Origin of the sequence: Fictibacillus norfolkensis, assembly GCF_014836645.1 — a bacterium.
GTDB lineage: Bacteria > Bacillota > Bacilli > Bacillales > Fictibacillaceae > Fictibacillus > Fictibacillus norfolkensis.
The window spans coordinates 372,616-389,547 of sequence record NZ_JACSQM010000003.1 but is presented as its reverse complement, the minus strand read 5'-3'; the positions used below and the strand labels follow the sequence as shown (position 1 = coordinate 389,547).

At 40.1% G+C, this 16,932-nt stretch carries 15 protein-coding genes; all 15 read left to right on the top strand.

The window, feature by feature from the left end; translation table 11 throughout:
• The first annotated feature begins 184 nt into the window (after nt 1–184).
• Complete coding sequence (locus H9648_RS09230; RefSeq protein WP_191753583.1) at nt 185–1,852, top strand: ribonuclease J; 1,668 nt, start codon at nt 185–187, stop codon at nt 1,850–1,852.
• 91 nt (nt 1,853–1,943) lie between these two features.
• Nucleotides 1,944–2,684 (top strand): ClpP family protease, encoded by a 741-nt coding sequence (locus tag H9648_RS09225; protein WP_191753582.1) that lies wholly within the window; start codon nt 1,944–1,946, stop codon nt 2,682–2,684.
• Nucleotides 2,681–2,890 (top strand): YlzJ-like family protein, encoded by a 210-nt coding sequence (locus H9648_RS09220; protein ID WP_191753581.1) that lies wholly within the window; start codon nt 2,681–2,683, stop codon nt 2,888–2,890. The genes H9648_RS09225 and H9648_RS09220 overlap by 4 nt, the downstream gene beginning before the upstream one ends.
• Before the next feature lie 119 nt (nt 2,891–3,009).
• On the top strand, nt 3,010–5,370 hold the full coding sequence (locus tag H9648_RS09215; protein WP_191753580.1) for a DNA translocase FtsK: 2,361 nt from the start codon (nt 3,010–3,012) through the stop codon (nt 5,368–5,370).
• Nucleotides 5,371–5,566: 196 nt separating this feature from the next.
• Entirely contained in the window at nt 5,567–6,292 is a 726-nt protein-coding gene (locus H9648_RS09210) for a GntR family transcriptional regulator (protein ID WP_191753579.1), read from the top strand.
• Between the two features lie 90 nt (nt 6,293–6,382).
• Entirely contained in the window at nt 6,383–7,450 is a 1,068-nt protein-coding gene (locus H9648_RS09205) for a BMP family lipoprotein (RefSeq protein WP_318243508.1), read from the top strand.
• Nucleotides 7,451–7,528: 78 nt separating this feature from the next.
• The gene (locus H9648_RS09200) at nt 7,529–9,055 is read left to right on the top strand and encodes an ABC transporter ATP-binding protein (RefSeq protein WP_191753578.1); all 1,527 of its coding nucleotides are present in this window, start codon (nt 7,529–7,531) and stop codon (nt 9,053–9,055) included.
• The gene (locus H9648_RS09195; RefSeq protein ID WP_191753577.1) at nt 9,045–10,097 is read left to right on the top strand and encodes an ABC transporter permease; all 1,053 of its coding nucleotides are present in this window, start codon (nt 9,045–9,047) and stop codon (nt 10,095–10,097) included. Before H9648_RS09200 ends, H9648_RS09195 begins: the two co-directional genes overlap by 11 nt.
• Nucleotides 10,097–11,059 carry an ABC transporter permease gene (locus H9648_RS09190; RefSeq protein WP_191753576.1) on the top strand — a complete coding sequence of 321 codons (963 nt, stop codon included), beginning with the start codon at nt 10,097–10,099 and terminating at the stop codon, nt 11,057–11,059. Before H9648_RS09195 ends, H9648_RS09190 begins: the two co-directional genes overlap by 1 nt.
• 365 nt (nt 11,060–11,424) lie before the next feature.
• Nucleotides 11,425–12,723, top strand: coding sequence for an EF-P 5-aminopentanol modification-associated protein YfmF (gene yfmF, locus H9648_RS09185; protein WP_191753740.1), 1,299 nt, complete (start codon nt 11,425–11,427; stop codon nt 12,721–12,723).
• Complete coding sequence (gene yfmH / locus H9648_RS09180) at nt 12,704–13,993, top strand: EF-P 5-aminopentanol modification-associated protein YfmH (protein ID WP_191753575.1); 1,290 nt, start codon at nt 12,704–12,706, stop codon at nt 13,991–13,993. The genes yfmF and yfmH overlap by 20 nt, the downstream gene beginning before the upstream one ends.
• A 59-nt stretch (nt 13,994–14,052) precedes the next feature.
• Nucleotides 14,053–14,778, top strand: a complete 726-nt coding sequence (gene ymfI / locus H9648_RS09175) for an elongation factor P 5-aminopentanone reductase (protein WP_191753574.1) — start codon at nt 14,053–14,055, stop codon at nt 14,776–14,778.
• Between the two features lie 70 nt (nt 14,779–14,848).
• Nucleotides 14,849–15,106, top strand: coding sequence for a DUF3243 domain-containing protein (locus H9648_RS09170; RefSeq protein WP_191753573.1), 258 nt, complete (start codon nt 14,849–14,851; stop codon nt 15,104–15,106).
• 134 nt (nt 15,107–15,240) lie between these two features.
• A complete protein-coding gene (locus H9648_RS09165; protein ID WP_066393823.1) occupies nt 15,241–16,017 on the top strand; it encodes a DUF3388 domain-containing protein in 777 nt (258 codons plus the stop codon).
• An 18-nt stretch (nt 16,018–16,035) separates the two neighbouring features.
• A complete protein-coding gene (locus H9648_RS09160) occupies nt 16,036–16,908 on the top strand; it encodes a helix-turn-helix domain-containing protein (RefSeq protein WP_191753572.1) in 873 nt (290 codons plus the stop codon).
• Nucleotides 16,909–16,932 lie beyond the last annotated feature (24 nt).

The following is a 16,932-nucleotide window of genomic DNA, read 5'->3' as shown; positions in this document are numbered from 1 at the left end:
AGTGGTGTGTAAAAACAGAAGATCTAAACCCAAAGTTTGAATACTATTACGTACAACGATAACCTTATTTTTATTTGTCTTTTGCTCAGTCTTGTTTTGTATTCCTCTCATAGAGTATAATGTTTGTAAGTGACGTGATCGGGATTATAGATTTTTTACATACAACATAGGAGGAATATACACATTGTCAAAACAAAATAGAGATAAAATTAAAGTTTTTGCCTTGGGCGGAGTCGGTGAGATCGGCAAAAACATGTATGTAGTGGACACAGGTGAGGAAATTTTTGTTATGGACTCAGGTCTGATGTTTCCTCAAGAGGAAATGCTTGGAATTGATATCGTCATACCAGATGTGACCTACTTGAAGGAAAACCTGGAGCGTGTGACTGGAATCTTTTTAACTCATGCGCATGAAGACCACATCGGTGGCCTTCCATATGTCTTAAGACAAGTACCTGTACCTGTTTATGGAACACGTTTGACATTAGGACTAGTAGAAGCAAAATTAAAAGAAGCGGGACTTTTGCGTTCCACAGAATTAAATATGATTGAAACGAACCAAAAGCTTTCATTCAACAGTGCGAAGGTAAGCTTCTTCCACGTAAATCACAGTATTCCAGATGCAGTAGGTATTGCAATTCACACGTCACAGGGAATTATTGCAAATACTGGTGATTTTAAGATCGATCATACACCGATCGATGGACAGCATACCGAATTTGGCAAGATCTCGAGCCTGGCTGAAGAAGGCGTACTGTGTCTGCTTTCAGACAGTACGAATGCAGAACGACCAGGATCTACAGGTCCAGAAGCACAAGTTGGACAAGAGATCCTTGATGTATTCCAAGCGGCAAAAGGAAGAATCATAATCGCTTCCTTCGCTTCAAATGTACACCGTGTTCAGCAAGTCATGAACGCAGCTGCAAAAACAAACAGAAAAGTCGCTGTTAACGGAAGAAGTATGGTAAAAGTTGTCGATATTGCTTCACAGCTAGGATATTTAACGTTTGAAAAAGATCTATTAGTAACGATCGATCAAGCAAACGATTACAGCGATGACAAAGTAGTCATCTTAACAACAGGCAGCCAAGGCGAATCTATGGCAGCGTTGTCTAGAATGGCACAAAAATCGCATAAACAGATCGCTCTTCGTCCTTCAGATACAGTCGTAATTGCCGCTACCCCGATACCTGGCAATGAAACTTCAGTTGCTAAGATGGTTGATAAGCTGATGCGTACAGGAGCAGACGTTATCTTTGGACAGAAGAAGGTCCATGTATCAGGACATGGTAGTGCTGAAGAACTTAAGTTCATGCTCAGTATGATGAGACCTAAATACTTTATGCCTGTTCATGGTGAATACAAGATGCAAAAAGCGCATCAAAAATTGGCGATCGAAGTTGGAGTTGAAAAAGACAACATCTTTATCGTGGATAAAGGTGAAGTTGTAGAGTTCGCTAACGGATTCGCTCAAAAAACTGGAAAAGTGCCTTCAGGAAACGTATTAGTAGATGGTCTTGGTGTAGGAGATATCGGAAACATCGTGCTTCGTGACCGTAAACTTTTATCACAAGACGGTATCTTAGTGGTCGTTGTTACGATCAGTAAAGATTCTCATAAGCTGATCTCAGGACCTGAGATCATCTCAAGAGGCTTTGTGTACGTACGTGAAAGTGAAGCTCTTCTTCACGAAGCAAATACTAAAGTTCGTGATGTACTTGAAAAGTGCATGAACGAAAATATGAAAGAATGGTCAAGTCTGAAGTCAAACGTAAGAGATACATTAAGTCAGTATCTGTTTGAAAAAACAAAGAGAAGACCAATGATCATGCCGATCATTATGGAAATTTAACCCGCTGATAAAGCGGGTTTTTATTTTTTTCTCATATGAATGGAAATTACGCCCATACTAAGAAGAACCTAACTTAGAAGGGGTATGAATTATGGATCAGACACCAGAAACAGAAGCACCACAAACAGATGCACCTAAGAAGGACGATAGCTCGGGACTTATACAAAAAATACAGTCCTTAGGACAAACGAACGTACCTACAATGGAAGGCTCGAGCATACATTGTTTGACGATCGTAGGACAGATCGAAGGACACATGCAGCTACCTCCTAACAACAAAGCGACCAAATACGAACATTTGATTCCGCAATTAGTAGCCATCGAACAGAACCATAAGATCGAAGGGCTACTTGTGATCTTGAATACAGTTGGTGGAGATGTGGAAGCTGGTCTTGCCATCTCTGAGATGATCGCTTCTCTTTCAAAGCCTAGTGTATCCCTCGTTTTAGGAGGAGGACATTCCATAGGAGTTCCAATAGCGGTCAGCGCTGATTATTCGTTTATCGCACCAACGGCTACTATGACGATTCATCCGGTTCGATTAACAGGTCTTGTCATCGGGGTACCGCAAACGTTTGAGTATTTAGACAAGATGCAGGACCGTGTGATCTCTTTTGTAACGAGTCATTCCGAGATCACGGAAGAGCGGTTTAAAGAACTGATGTTTTCTAAAGGGAACCTAACTCGAGATATAGGTACGAATGTTATTGGAACAGATGCGGTAAGCGATGGACTCATAAACGCGGTAGGCGGAGTGGGTCAAGCGATCAAGAAGTTAAATGAGTTGATCGAAGCGAACAAAAAAGAAGATGATAAAGGATTGCCACAATGATCTGGTATACGATGCAGCCTTTTGAATTGATGTTTCCGGAAGAAGGAAACGAACAGTCAGCGCAGAATGTAATACTTTATAACGATGTACCTGTCCTCGTAGAACGTATGGGTGATGAAACAAGAATCGTTCAGATCATGAGCACAGACCCTTCTCATTTTTTACTCGAAGACTGTCAACCTGGAATGGTGCTGCGAAATTTTTAAAAAAGTCATCTAAGAATTATGCTATACTATCTTAAAGCAGCCTTCTGATTTGCAGGGCTGCTTTTCTTTCTATTTTTGTTCATACATACATAATATTGCATGCTAGTGAGGTGAAAAAAATGGCAAAAAACAAAAAAAAGAAAGCTAAAAATAAAGGCAGATGGAAAGAGCAGCTGACGTTTGAGATAGCAGGGCTTACCATCTTGGCATTGTCATCTCTAGCACTTGCTAAGATGGGCAATGTAGGAATGGCTTTTGTTCATCTACTGCGATTTTTTAGTGGAGAATGGTACGGAATACTTCTGCTTGCTTGTATATTATTATCTTTTTATTTGATATGGAAAAGAAGCTGGCCGGTTTTGGTATCCAAAAAATTAACAGGTGTATATATACTCTTCTTCTCTTTTCTAGTATTGAGCCACCTGACCTTGTTTGAACATTTAACTAACGGCGGGGAATGGAAAGACGCTTCTGTCATAAGAAACACTTGGGATCTTTATTGGATGCAGCTTCAAGGGGAAACCTCAACCAATGATATTGGCGGGGGAATTGTAGGAGCTATCGGTTTTGCTCTTTTTTATTTTTTGTTTGGTGCTGAAGGAACAAAACTTGTCATCTTCTTTTTAATAATAGGAAGCCTTCTATTGATTTCGGGTAAATCGTTATCAGTTCTTCTTCAGAAACTAGTAGATACATCGAGTTCAGCAACTACTAAAATGAAAGAATACATACAAGAAAAGAAAGCATCACTTTCTGAAGAAAGAACCAAAAAAGTAAAAGAAAAGAAAAATTTAAAGCCCGCAACTGTAGATGATGAAGAAGATACAGAAGAGATCATCATCTCTGAAGATCCAGTAATAGAAGATTTCACAAAAAGAGTTCAACAAACAGAGAGCGGGGTTCAGTTGAAATTTGCACCTCAGATGTACAGTGAGAATGAAGATAAAGAAGATGTAAAGGATGCTAGAGGAGCTGAAGATGAGCCGACACCTTCACCTTTACCTGTTAATTTTGGTGATGAAGTGATTCAGAACGAACATTATCAGCTTCCTACGATGAAACATCTCAGAACGCCTCAAAACAGTGGTCAGCATAAAGACAAGCAATATGCTGCAAGCAAAAGCAACGCGAAAAAACTTGAAAAAACGTTTGAAAGCTTTGGGGTAAAAGCAAAAGTTCTTAAAGTTCACCTGGGGCCGGCAGTTACAAAGTATGAAGTATACCCAGATGTAGGTGTTAAAGTAAGCAAGATTGTGAATTTATCAGATGACTTGGCTTTGGCATTAGCAGCAAAAGATATCCGGATCGAAGCACCGATACCAGGAAAATCAGCTGTTGGGATTGAGGTGCCGAATCAAGAGATCTCGATGGTAACATTAAGAGAAGTGCTTGAGGCGCCGCAGTTCTCTGGCCAGCAATCACCACTCGCCATCGGTTTAGGAAGAGATATCTCTGGTGAACCGATCATCGCAGATCTTTCTAAGATGCCTCACTTGCTTGTTGCAGGAGCAACCGGAAGTGGTAAAAGTGTCTGTGTAAACGGTATTATTACGAGTATTCTAATGAGGGCCAAACCACACGAAGTGAAAATGATGATGATTGACCCAAAGATGGTTGAATTAAATATGTATAACGGAATACCACATCTCTTGGCACCAGTTGTCACTGAACCGAAGAAGGCTGCTCAAGCATTAAAAAGAGTGGTCTCTGAGATGGAGCGCAGGTATGAGCTATTTTCCCATAGCGGTACACGAAACATAGAAGGGTACAATGAGTCGATACGAAAACAAAATGCTAAAGGTGATGCAAAACAGCCTTTTTTACCTTATATCGTAGTTATTGTTGATGAACTAGCTGATTTGATGATGGTTGCTTCAGGTGACGTAGAGGATGCGATCACTCGTCTTGCTCAGATGGCTCGAGCAGCAGGGATCCACTTGATTATTGCGACACAGCGGCCTTCTGTAGATGTAATAACAGGTGTTATTAAAGCGAACATTCCGTCTAGAATTGCGTTTAGTGTCTCTTCCCAAACTGACTCTAGAACCATACTTGATATGGGTGGTGCAGAGAAGCTTTTAGGGAGAGGAGATATGTTGTTCTTCCCATCCGGAGCATCAAAACCCGTTCGCGTTCAAGGGGCGTTTCTATCAGATGAAGAAGTTGAAGCGATCGTAGATCACTGTGTTACGCAGCAAAGAGCTCAATACCAAGCAGAGATGATTCCTACTGAAGAAGCAGAACCTGCGATTATGGAGTCTGAAGATGACCTGTTTGGTGACGCTGTAAGATTAGTCGTTGATATGCAGACAGCTTCAGTTTCTATGCTTCAAAGAAGATTTCGCATCGGTTATTCGAGGGCGGCAAGATTAATCGACTCGATGGAATCGAAAGGAATCGTAGGACCATATGAAGGATCGAAACCTCGAGAAGTGCTGATATCCGCTATGCCGGATGAAAAAGAAGCTTCTAGTTCATAGGTCGTAGGAAAACGAGCTCATGCGGGCTCGTTTTCATTTATGGATGGAATTTAATTCAATTTATGTAAAATCCAACGAATACCTATTAAAAATTTGTAAAAATAGTATTTATTTATAGAAATAAAAATGGTATAGTAATGTCGATTCTACTAATAATTTGTCATACGTCGAACAACTTAGTTAAGGTGGTTTTGTAATGTCAATAAAAGCTGACCATCGCTTGTTATACATCAAAGTGATTGAAAAGTTAAAAAAAGATATTGAAGAAGGTATCTATAAAGAAGGAGAAAAACTTCCTTCTGAGTTTGAGTTATCAAAACAGCTTGGTATCTCAAGAGCTACACTGCGTGAGGCGCTTCGTATACTAGAAGATGAAAACGTACTCATTCGAAAACACGGTGTTGGTACATTTGTAAGAACTCGTGCTTTGTTCTCATCTGGGATTGAAGAACTCTACAGTGTGACCGATATGATAGAAAGAGGCGGCAAACGAGCCGGGACTATTTTCCTAACATCGCAAATGACTGACGTTACGGAAGAGCTGCTTAGTAAGTTTAACGATTCATTGCCTGAAGGACTCATAATGATGGAACGTGTCCGTACTGCAGATGGAGAACCAGTTGTCTTTTGTAAAGATCATATGCCAGCACACCTTTTCCCTGCAAAAGGATTGCACGATTATGAATCATTCTTAGAGATGTTGGAAAAAGAAACAGGTAGACGTGTTATGTATGCGGTAACAAACATTGAACCGATCGGATATCACGACAGAGTTTCTGAAATATTGGAAAGCGATGAACGCGTTCCACTCCTCATCTTGAAACAAATGCACTACGATCAATTTGATGAACCTGTACTCTATTCTTGCAACTATTTTAGATCTGATAAGTTTATGTTTTCAGTTTTAAGAAAGCGCTTATAGTTAAAGTCATTTTTAGGGGGTGATCGGTACTTCATTTTGCAGCATTGGTTTTAGTCATTAAAATGAAAACACTTACAGGGGGAAAATGACTTGAAAAAGAAATTAGGATTAATGGTAACTGCAATGTTAACTGCCGGTACGATTCTTGCCGGATGTGGATCTTCTGATGACGGGAAGTCTTCTGGCGGAGGAGAGAAAAAAGACTTCAAAGTAGCGATGGTAACTGATACTGGCGGTGTAGACGATAAGTCTTTCAACCAGTCAGCTTGGGAAGGTCTAACGAAGTTCGGTAAAGATAATAGTTTAGAAGAGAGCAAAGGTTTCAAATACTTACAATCAACAGCACAAAGTGATTACAAGCCAAACCTAAACTCACTGATTCGTCAAAAATACGATGTGGTTTTCGGTATCGGTTTCTTAATGGGAACTGATGTAGAAACAGTAGCGAAACAACAGCCTGATGCTAAGCTTGCAATCGTTGATATGGTTGTTAAAGGTGATAACGTAGCGAATATTACGTTCTCTGAGCATGAAGGTTCATTCCTAGTAGGTCTAGTAGCTGGTATGCAATCTAAAACGAACAAAGTAGGATTCGTTGGTGGTGTAAACAGTGAACTGATCAAGAAGTTTGAGAACGGATTTAAAGCTGGAGTATTAACGGCGAACCCTAAAGCTGAAGTGCTTGTTCAATATGCAGAAGACTTCAACAAAGCTGAAAAAGGGCAACAGATCGCTAACACGTTCTATCAACAAGGAGCTGACGTAATCTATCATGCTGCTGGTGGAACAGGGATGGGTGTGTTCACTGAAGCGAAAAACCGTAAGAAGAACGGTGAAGATGTTTGGGTAATCGGTGTTGACCGTGACCAGCACGAAGAAGGTATGCCTGAGAACGTAACACTTACTTCGATGGTAAAACGTGTAGACCAAGCAGTTTATGAAGTTTCTGAGCAAGCGATGAACGGGAAGTTCCCAGGTGGGAAAGTTGTAGAATTCGGTCTTAAAGAAGATGGAGTAGGTATCGCTCCAACTCAAGAGAACGTTGAAGAGAAATCACTTCAATCTGTTGAAGATTTCAAAAAGAAAATCATCGCTGGCGAAGTGAAAGTTCCTAAGACAGACGCTGAATTTGAAGAGTTCAAGAAGAACTTAAAATAATTCAAGTGAAATGAATAATAGGCCAGGACTTGGCATGAGCCAAGTCCTTCCTTATGCATATAAGGGGGGAGCAAGAAAATGGAATATGTAATCGACATGCGCAATATCCGAAAAGAATTCCCTGGAATCGTAGCGAATGATAACATTACTCTACAAGTAAAAAAAGGGGAGATCCATGCATTACTAGGGGAGAACGGTGCAGGAAAATCAACGCTGATGAACGTTTTGTTCGGTCTTTATGAACCAGAACAAGGCGAGATCTTCGTAAAAGGAAATAAAGTGGTGAACAATGATCCGAATATTGCCAACTCGCTTGGTATTGGGATGGTTCATCAGCACTTTATGCTCGTTGATAAATTTACTGTAACCGAAAATATCATCCTTGGAAAAGAACCTACAAAAGGCGGGAAAGTTGATCTCCAGACAGCGGCTAAGGAAGTACAAGCTCTTTCTGATCAATACGGACTACGTGTAGATCCTTACGCAAAGATAGAGGATATCTCAGTTGGTATGCAGCAACGTGTAGAAATTTTGAAAACGCTTTATAGAGGAGCGGATATTCTCATTTTTGATGAGCCGACTGCCGTGTTAACACCTCAAGAAATCGTAGAACTTATTCAGATCATGAAAAAGCTTGTTAATGAAGGGAAGTCTATCATCCTCATCACTCATAAACTAAAAGAGATCATGGAAGTTTGTGACCGCTGTACAGTAATAAGAAGAGGTAGAGGCGTTGGTACGGTAGATGTTAGCGATTCTAACCCTGATTCTCTAGCGGCGATGATGGTTGGTCGTGAAGTAAACTTTAAAGTTGAAAAAGGGGATGCTGCTCCTAAAGAAGCTGTTTTGAAGATCAAAGATCTTGTCGTTCATGATAGCAGAAAAGTACCTGCAGTTAACGGGTTGAACCTGACTGTTCATGCTGGGGAGATCGTTGGAATCGCTGGAGTTGACGGAAACGGTCAATCTGAACTATTAGAGGCCATCACTGGTCTTCATAAAGTCCATGAAGGATCGATACATCTGCGTGATAAAGAGATTACGAATAAGTCTCCTAGAAGTGTTACAGAGAACGGTCTGAGTCATATTCCGCAAGATAGACACAAACATGGACTTGTTTTGGACTTTTCAGTAGGAGAAAACATGGTTCTTCAAACCTATTATCAGAAGCCTTATTCTAAATCTGGCATATTGAACTTTAAACCGATTTTTGACAAAGCTAAAAAGCTGATCGAAGAATACGATGTTCGTACACCTGATGCTTATACGCCAGCACGTGCACTATCTGGTGGTAATCAGCAAAAAGCGATCATCGCTAGAGAAGTGGACAGAGATCCGGACTTTTTGATCGCAGCTCAGCCAACTCGAGGTCTTGATGTTGGGGCGATCGAATTCATCCATTCCAAGCTCATCGAACAAAGGGATAATGGAAAGGCCGTTCTACTCGTTTCTTTTGAGTTGGAAGAGATCATCAACGTGAGTGACCGGATTGCCGTCATGTATGAAGGGAAAATTGTTGCGATCGTAAACCCGAAAGAAACAACAGAACAAGAACTGGGCCTATTGATGGCTGGAGGAAAGAGAGGTGCCGTTCATGCAGAATAATAAAAACAAAATGAAGTTTCTTGTGCCTCTTATTTCTGTATTTTTAGGACTTCTTATCGGCGGAATTATCATGCTGATCAGCGGATATCCACCCATTGAAGCGTATGCTGCTCTTTTTGAAGGGATTTTTGGCGAATCCTATTATAGAGGTGAAACGATCAGACAGATGTCACCTCTTATTCTTTCAGGGTTGGCAGTTGCGTTTGCGTTTAGAACAGGATTATTCAATATCGGAGTAGAAGGACAGCTTTTAGTCGGGTGGCTAGCTGCTGTTTATGTGGGTATATTTGTTGATGCCCCAGCAATCATTCATATTCCTCTTGCCGTACTTGCTGCAGGTGTTGCAGGTGCATTATGGGGATCTGTTCCTGGTATTTTAAAAGCACGTTTTAAAGTTCATGAAGTAATTACAACGATTATGATGAACTATATAGCACTCTATAGCACGAATGAAATCATTCGTAATTTCATGCTTGCTCCAGGTGAGCGAACAGAGAATGTAAAAGAATCAGCTTCTCTAGCTTCACCGTTTTTACAAGAGCTAACAGACAATTCTACACTTCACTTTGGAATCATCATAGCAATCGTTGCGGCAGTGATCATGTGGTTTTTATTATGGAGAACAACATTAGGTTATGAGCTTCGTGCTGTAGGGTTCAACCAGCATGCATCTCAATACGCTGGGATTAACGTTTCAAAAAATATCGTTCTTTCTATGGCCATCTCAGGAGCTTTCGCGGGGATTGCCGGAAGTATGGAAGGTCTCGGTACGTACCAATACATGACGATCAATGCTGGATTTACCGGAGTAGGATTTGATGGAATCGCTGTTGCACTGCTTGGTGCTAACAGTGCGATCGGTGTTATTTTAGGTGCTGCATTGTTTGGCGGATTAAAGATTGGTGCACTGAATATGCAAGCTATGGCTGGAGTTCCGACAGAACTTGTTGGAATCGTTATCGCTTTAATCATCTTCTTTGTTGCGTGCAGCTATCTTGTTCATTGGTTGATGAACCGTGTGAACAGAGGAGGTAAGATCTGATGAGTTTTATGGATATTCTAGCACTAATCATTCCTGCTGCTATCGTTTCGGCTGCTCCTTTGATCTTTACCGCTCTTGGTGGCGTTTTTAGTGAACGTTCAGGAGTTGTAAATATCGGCCTAGAAGGTCTCATGCTTTTTGGTGCTTTTACAGGCGCGGTGACGATCTATTATGGTGAGCAGTTCGGATTAGCTGGTGCAGCACCGTGGGTCAGTTTTGTTGTAGCTATGATCTTAGGAGCTCTATTTGCATCCATTCATGCTGTTGCAAGTATCTCGTTAAAAGCAGACCAAGTTGTTAGTGGTGTTGCAATCAACTTCTTGGCTGTAGGACTCGCGATCTTCTTAACAAAGAAAATCTTTAATGCAGGTCAAACACCTGTTATTTCAGAACGAATATCAAAAAGTGATATTCCGTTCCTGTCAGATATTCCGATAATCGGTAAACTATTTTTCTCAAATGCATATCTGACTTCTTATCTAGCAGTATTTGTAGCTCTAATCGTATGGTATGTTCTTTACAAAACACCATTTGGTCTTCGCCTTCGTTCTGTAGGTGAACATCCGATGGCTGCAGATACGATGGGGATCAACGTTAAAAAGATGCGTTATGTTGGCGTTCTTTTGAGTGGTGCTCTAGCTGGTCTAGGCGGAGCTGTTTATGTGGCTTCTATTTCAGGGAATTTCACACACTCCACGATCACAGGGCAAGGCTTCATGGCTCTTGCTGCCATGATCTTCGGAAAATGGCATCCACTAGGGGCGTTAGGAGCTGCCCTATTCTTTGGTCTAGCACAAGCGATCAGTATTTCTGGAGCTCAGATTCCAGGTCTGCAAGATATTCCAAAAGTATTCTTGCTAATCGCTCCATACGTACTTACGATACTAGCTTTAGCAGGGCTTGTAGGACGTGCGGACGCACCGAAAGCTCTTGGAACACCTTATGAAAAAGGAAAAAGATAAAAAACTGATACTTCTCGTGATATCTTTTAAAATGGCGGTATTATTCAGGATTGCTGCTTTTATTTCTATTATCTTCTTTGAACAGTTGATTGTAGTGGAAGGTGGGAGACTCTCGGCTAGGACAGGCGGGCAGGTGAGACACTTAAGAGTGAAACGTACGAAAGTGGCTCACCGCCTGCCCCGCGGAAAGCGAGCATCCTGAAACGGAGATCAACTGCTTTCAAAAACATCATTGTGTAACATATAATAAAAAGTCCGCCGTTCGGTGGACTTTTTTTGTTTTACAAGGAGGAATGTCATGTCAGGTATCGAAAATGGGTAAACTAGGATGTAGACATAATGAAAGGGGTACTTATCCAATGGGAATTGTTAATCATAAAAAAACCGATCTCCACGGAATGACTGTACATACGATAGAAACGAAAAAGTATAAGACCACATCGTTCATACTACAGGTTAAAGAACCAATCAATGAAAAGAACGTTACAAAGCGAGCGCTGCTTGCTTATGTCTTACAGAGTGGTACAAAGGATTTTCCTTCTTCAAAAGAGCTGAGAAGTGCTTTGGACGACCTTTATGGAGCTACATTAAATGCTGATCTTTCCAAAAAAGGCGAGAATCAAGTGATCAGTATTCGAATGGAAGTAGCAAATGAGAAATTTTTATCCAATTCAGAACCTGTTCTTGATAAAGCTTTCCATTTATTATCTCAAGTTCTCTTAGCTCCTGCTCTTGAAGGTGATGTGTTTAAAGAGGGAATCGTAAAAAAAGAGAAACGCAGTCTGAAACAACAGATCGAATCCATCTATGATGATAAGATGCGTTATGCAAACAAACGGCTTTTAGAAGAGATGTACGACTCAGAGCCTTATCGATTAAATGTTTATGGAAACGGTGATGAAGTAGATTCGATCTCACCTAAAGAACTGTTTGACTATTATCAAGAAGTGATTAGAAATGATAAGATCGACCTTTATGTGATCGGTGATATTTCAACAGATGAGATGGTTGACAAGGTTAGTAAGCATTTCCGTTTTTCAAAAGATAGAAAAGAAGATGAGACCAAAGCGGTTAATGCTGCAGATGAAAAAAGGATCTCTGAAGTTAAGGAAATCTTTGAAGAGCAAGATGTTCAACAAGGAAAGCTACACATGGGTTATCGCACGTATACTACCTATGCAGATGATGATTATTTCGCGCTACAAGTGTTTAACGGGATTTTTGGCGGGTTTTCTCACTCCAAATTGTTCATGAACGTTCGTGAAAAAGAAAGTTTGGCTTATTATGCAGCTTCTCGGTTCGAGAGCCATAAAGGAGCTGTTTTTGTTATGAGCGGAATTGAGACTGCCAATTACGAAAAAGCTGTAAAAATTATTAAAGAACAGCATGAAGAAATGAAGAAGGGCAAGATCACAGACTCTGAATTCGAACAGACGAAAGCGATGATCAACAATCAAGTGTTAGAGACGATCGACCACCCGATCGGTCTATCAGAAGTCCTGTATCACAATGTTGTTGCAGGTACGAATCGTTCTATTGAAGATTGGATGGAAGGAATAAAAAAAGTAACAAAAGATGATGTGGTTGCAGTAGCTAAAAAGGTAACATTAGATACCATTTTCTTCTTGAAGGGAGCTGGCACGAATGGGAATGAAAACGTTTGATCAATTAGACGAAACGCTGCATTATGAAGAACTAGCGAATGGGTTAAAGGTTTATGTTTTAGAAAAGAAAGGCTTTAATAAGACATACGCTACATTTACGACACATTATGGATCAGTGGATAATCACTTTAAACCGTTAGGCAAAGATGAAAATGTGAAAGTTCCTGACGGAATCGCACATTTTCTTGAGCATAAACTTTTCGAAAAAGAGCATGGAGATGTCTTTCAAGATTTTAGTAAACAAGGTGCATCTGCTAATGCTTTTACGACATTTAATAGAACGGCTTATCTGTTTTCAACAACGGGTGATGTAAAGAAGAACTTAACAACTTTAATCGACTTCGTACAAGAACCATATTTTACAGAAAAGACGGTCGAAAAAGAAAAAGGGATCATCGGTCAAGAGATCAGAATGTACGACGATAACCCGGATTGGCGCGTTTATTTTGGGCTGATTGAAAATATGTATCACCATCACCCAGTAAAGATCGATATCGCTGGAACTGAAAAATCTATCGCTAAGATTACAAAAGATGATCTGTATGAATGTTATGAAACGTTTTATCATCCAAGCAACATGATCCTCTTTATCGTTGGTCCGGTAGATGCTAAAGATATTTTAAGTTTTGTTAAAGACAATCAATCGCAAAAAACGTTTAAAGAAAAAGAAAACATCGAACGATTCTTTGACGAAGAGCCACAAACGGTAGCAAAAACAAAGAAAGTGATCGAGATGACCGTACAGACTCCTAAGTGTTATATGGGCTATAAAGAAGCAGCTCCAAATCGTCAAGGAAAAGAGTTAATGAAACATGAACTAAGTGTAAATCTTCTTTTGGAGATGATGTTCGGAAAAAGCTCACCGAATTATGAAACATTGTATGAGGAAGGATTGATCGATCAGACTTTTTCTTTTGATTACACAGAAGAGAATGGGTTTGGTTTTAGCATGCTCGGAGGAGATACTGGATCTCCAGATGAATTCGTTGAAAGAATCTCAGGTATGGTTGAAGACTTTAAGCAACACTCGATTGATGAAGATTCATTTGATCGTGCACGAAAAAAGAAGATAGGTGCATTTTTACGATCATTGAACTCGCCTGAATTTATTGCGAATCAGTTCACTCGCTATGCGTTCAATGAGATGGACCTCTTTGATGTGATCCCAGTTTTTGAATCGCTGACTGTTCGTGATGTGGAAAGTGTCCTACAAAACCACTTTAAAAAAGAAGCCATGACCGTTTGCCAAGTACAAAAAAAGAAGTCATAATAAATTTAAAAACATCCTGCTGTGGTAGGGTGTTTTTTTACAGCAATGAGGGATTAACTGTGAAAAACGCGCTTGTTACAGGAGCATCAGGAGCGATCGGAAGAGAGATCAGTCATATGTTAGCATCGAATGGATTTCAGTTGTATCTTCATTACAACACCAATCAAACTGCTGCAGCAAAGCTTCAGAAAGAATTGAAGGACAAATACGGTGTACCTGTCTCAATGGTATGTGCTGATCTGTCTAAAGCAGGTGGATCAGAAGACCTATGGAATCAAATTCAAGTCCCCCTAGATGTGTTCGTATATAACTCTGGTTCGGCTCATTTTGGCCTTCTCACGGATTTTACCGAAAAATCTATAACAGAGACGATGCAATTGAATCTTGTAAGTGCAATCTCACTGACAAAAGCGATTGTGCCTAGCATGATTCAAAAAAAATCTGGAAAGATCATCATGATCACATCCGTTTGGGGAGAAGTGGGGGCTGCATGTGAAACGGTCTATTCTGCCGCAAAAGGCGGATTGAATACGTTTGTTAAAGCTCTTTCAAAAGAGTTAGCTCCGAGTCATATACAAGTAAATGGCATCTCTCCTGGAGTGATAACCACCCCTATGATGGACCAATTTACAGATGAAGAGAAGCGTTCATTAGCTGACGATATACCTGCTGGACGGTTTGGAGAACCACGTGAAGTTGCGCATGCTGTTGAATTTTTAATGAGCGAAAAAGCGGATTATATCTCTGGTCATATCCTTTCGATCAACGGATCGTGGTTTACTTAAAAAAAACATGTATAAAAAGGGTGAAACTAAGAGATATTAATGCTGTATCAACCTTGAAGGAGGAGACAGCATGTCTGTATTAGACAACTTTGGTCAATGGAAAGATTTCTTGGCAGAGCGTTTAAATCACGCGGAACACGAAGGTATGAACCACGATACGATCTCGAACTTAGCAACTGAGATCGGTGGCTACTTAGCGAACCACGTAGAACCAAAAAACGAGGAAGAAAAAGTTCTTGCCGATCTTTGGAATGTGGCCGATGAAAACGAAAGACACGCCATCGCAAACATGATGGTAAAGCTAGTTCAAAACGACGGAAGCCGCTAAATGGTGAAGGATGTTAAGAAATTTTTCTTAACATCCTTTTATTTTGCTTTCATAATAAATTGAAATCATTTATTATTAGAAACAAGAATAGATGTAGAATTTTGTTTCATTTTGAAAGAATAAGGAGATGAATTATGGGAGAGCAAGAATGGTATTTAGAGTATGAGATACATAAAAACCGGCCGGGTCTCCTAGGGGATATATCTTCCTTATTGGGTATGCTTGGAATTAATATCGTCACGATTAACGGTGTTGATAACGAGCGACGTGGAATGCTTCTGATTATTGATAACGAAGAAAAGATCAACCGGCTTCAATCGATTTTAGATTCAATGGACAATATTACAGTAACCAAGTTTAGAAAACCGAAGCTTCGTGATCGTCTCGCTGTAAGACACGGCAGATATATTGAACGTGATGCGGATGATAAGAAAACGTTTCGTTTTATAAGAGATGAACTTGGGATATTAGTTGACTTTTTAGCTGAATTATATAAAGTTGAAGGACATAAATTAATCGGCGTTAGAGGCATGCCTCGTGTTGGGAAAACGGAAAGTATCGTAGCATCCAGTGTTTGTGCAAATAAACGGTGGGTCTTTATTTCATCCACATTATTGCGCCAGACTGTTAGAAGCATGCTTGCGGATGATGAATACGATTCTGACCATGTTTTTATTATCGATGGTGCGGTTTCAGCACGAAATATGAACGATAAACATTGGCAGCTCATACGAGAGATCATGAGGCTTCCTGCAGCGAAAGTTGTGGAACATCCTGATCTTTTTGTTCAGCAAACGGAATATACACTTGATGATTTTGACTACATTATCGAGCTAAAGAGTCATCGTGATGAAGAAATTACATATGAAGCTCTGAAACAAGATCAAACAGGATTCGGAAATTTAGAATGACGTAAGTAGGTGGGAAGGTTGACAGAACTCGGTAAGTTATTAAAAGAAAAACGCGAAGAAAAAGGAATGTCACTTGAGGAACTTCAAACAGCTACTAAGATTCAAAAAAGATATCTTGTAGCCATTGAAGAAGGAAAGTATGAAGTACTTCCAGGATCGTTTTATGCTCGAGCGTTCATTAAAAATTATTGTGAAGCTGTAGGTTTGCATTATGAGACCATTTTTGATGAATATTCTCATGAGATACCAAAATCGGCAAAAGAACCAACAACAGAGTTCGAACCGCGTTCAAAAAGAGAGCGGTCGGGAGTATCAGAAGATCATTCTCTTTTAAAAAGGTTGATACCGATCATACTTATTGGAGTTTTGATCGTGGTTATCCTCTTTGTCGTATGGAAGCTCCTTCCTGATGGAAATGATCAAGCGAAAAGCGGCAATGATTCACCAGGTGTTCTTTTGGATGAAGATGAGAACAAACCGCAGAAAAAAGAAGGAACAAAGAAAGAAAAAGAAGATGTTTCTGAAGAAAAAGAAGAAAAATCTGAAGCTCCAAAAGAAGAAGAGAAACAACAAACGTTAACGAAACTTGAAACGATCGGAAAAGTAACAACTTATGATCTGAAAGATACGGATAAACTGGTTGTGGAACTAAGTGCAAAAGGGCCTAGTTATGTAGGAATCCAAGATGAGACTACGAAAAGCTATTTTGATAATCAGATGAAAGAGGGTCAAACAGAAACCTTCGACCTTTCTTCTGCTAAAGAGGTAACACTAAATATTGGCGCGTCTCATGTAACATCTATTAAAATTAATGGGGAAGCATTCACATATCCAGTTCCAGCTACTGAACTGATCCATCAAAAAATCGTGATTCGTAAGGCTCAACAATAGTTAATACAAAATTGATTTTGACCG

Excerpts from the sequence above, each read along its gene's own strand:
- H9648_RS09225 (WP_191753582.1), top strand. The coding sequence starts at position 1,944 with ATGGATCAGACACCAGAAACAGAAGCACCACAAACAGATGCACCTAAG.
- H9648_RS09220 (WP_191753581.1), top strand. The coding sequence starts at position 2,681 with ATGATCTGGTATACGATGCAGCCTTTTGAATTGATGTTTCCGGAAGAA.
- H9648_RS09215 (WP_191753580.1), top strand. The coding sequence starts at position 3,010 with ATGGCAAAAAACAAAAAAAAGAAAGCTAAAAATAAAGGCAGATGGAAA.
- H9648_RS09210 (WP_191753579.1), top strand. The coding sequence starts at position 5,567 with ATGTCAATAAAAGCTGACCATCGCTTGTTATACATCAAAGTGATTGAA.
- H9648_RS09200 (WP_191753578.1), top strand. The coding sequence starts at position 7,529 with ATGGAATATGTAATCGACATGCGCAATATCCGAAAAGAATTCCCTGGA.
- H9648_RS09195 (WP_191753577.1), top strand. The coding sequence starts at position 9,045 with ATGCAGAATAATAAAAACAAAATGAAGTTTCTTGTGCCTCTTATTTCT.
- H9648_RS09190 (WP_191753576.1), top strand. The coding sequence starts at position 10,097 with ATGAGTTTTATGGATATTCTAGCACTAATCATTCCTGCTGCTATCGTT.
- yfmH (WP_191753575.1), top strand. The coding sequence starts at position 12,704 with ATGGGAATGAAAACGTTTGATCAATTAGACGAAACGCTGCATTATGAA.
- H9648_RS09170 (WP_191753573.1), top strand. The coding sequence starts at position 14,849 with ATGTCTGTATTAGACAACTTTGGTCAATGGAAAGATTTCTTGGCAGAG.
- H9648_RS09165 (WP_066393823.1), top strand. The coding sequence starts at position 15,241 with ATGGGAGAGCAAGAATGGTATTTAGAGTATGAGATACATAAAAACCGG.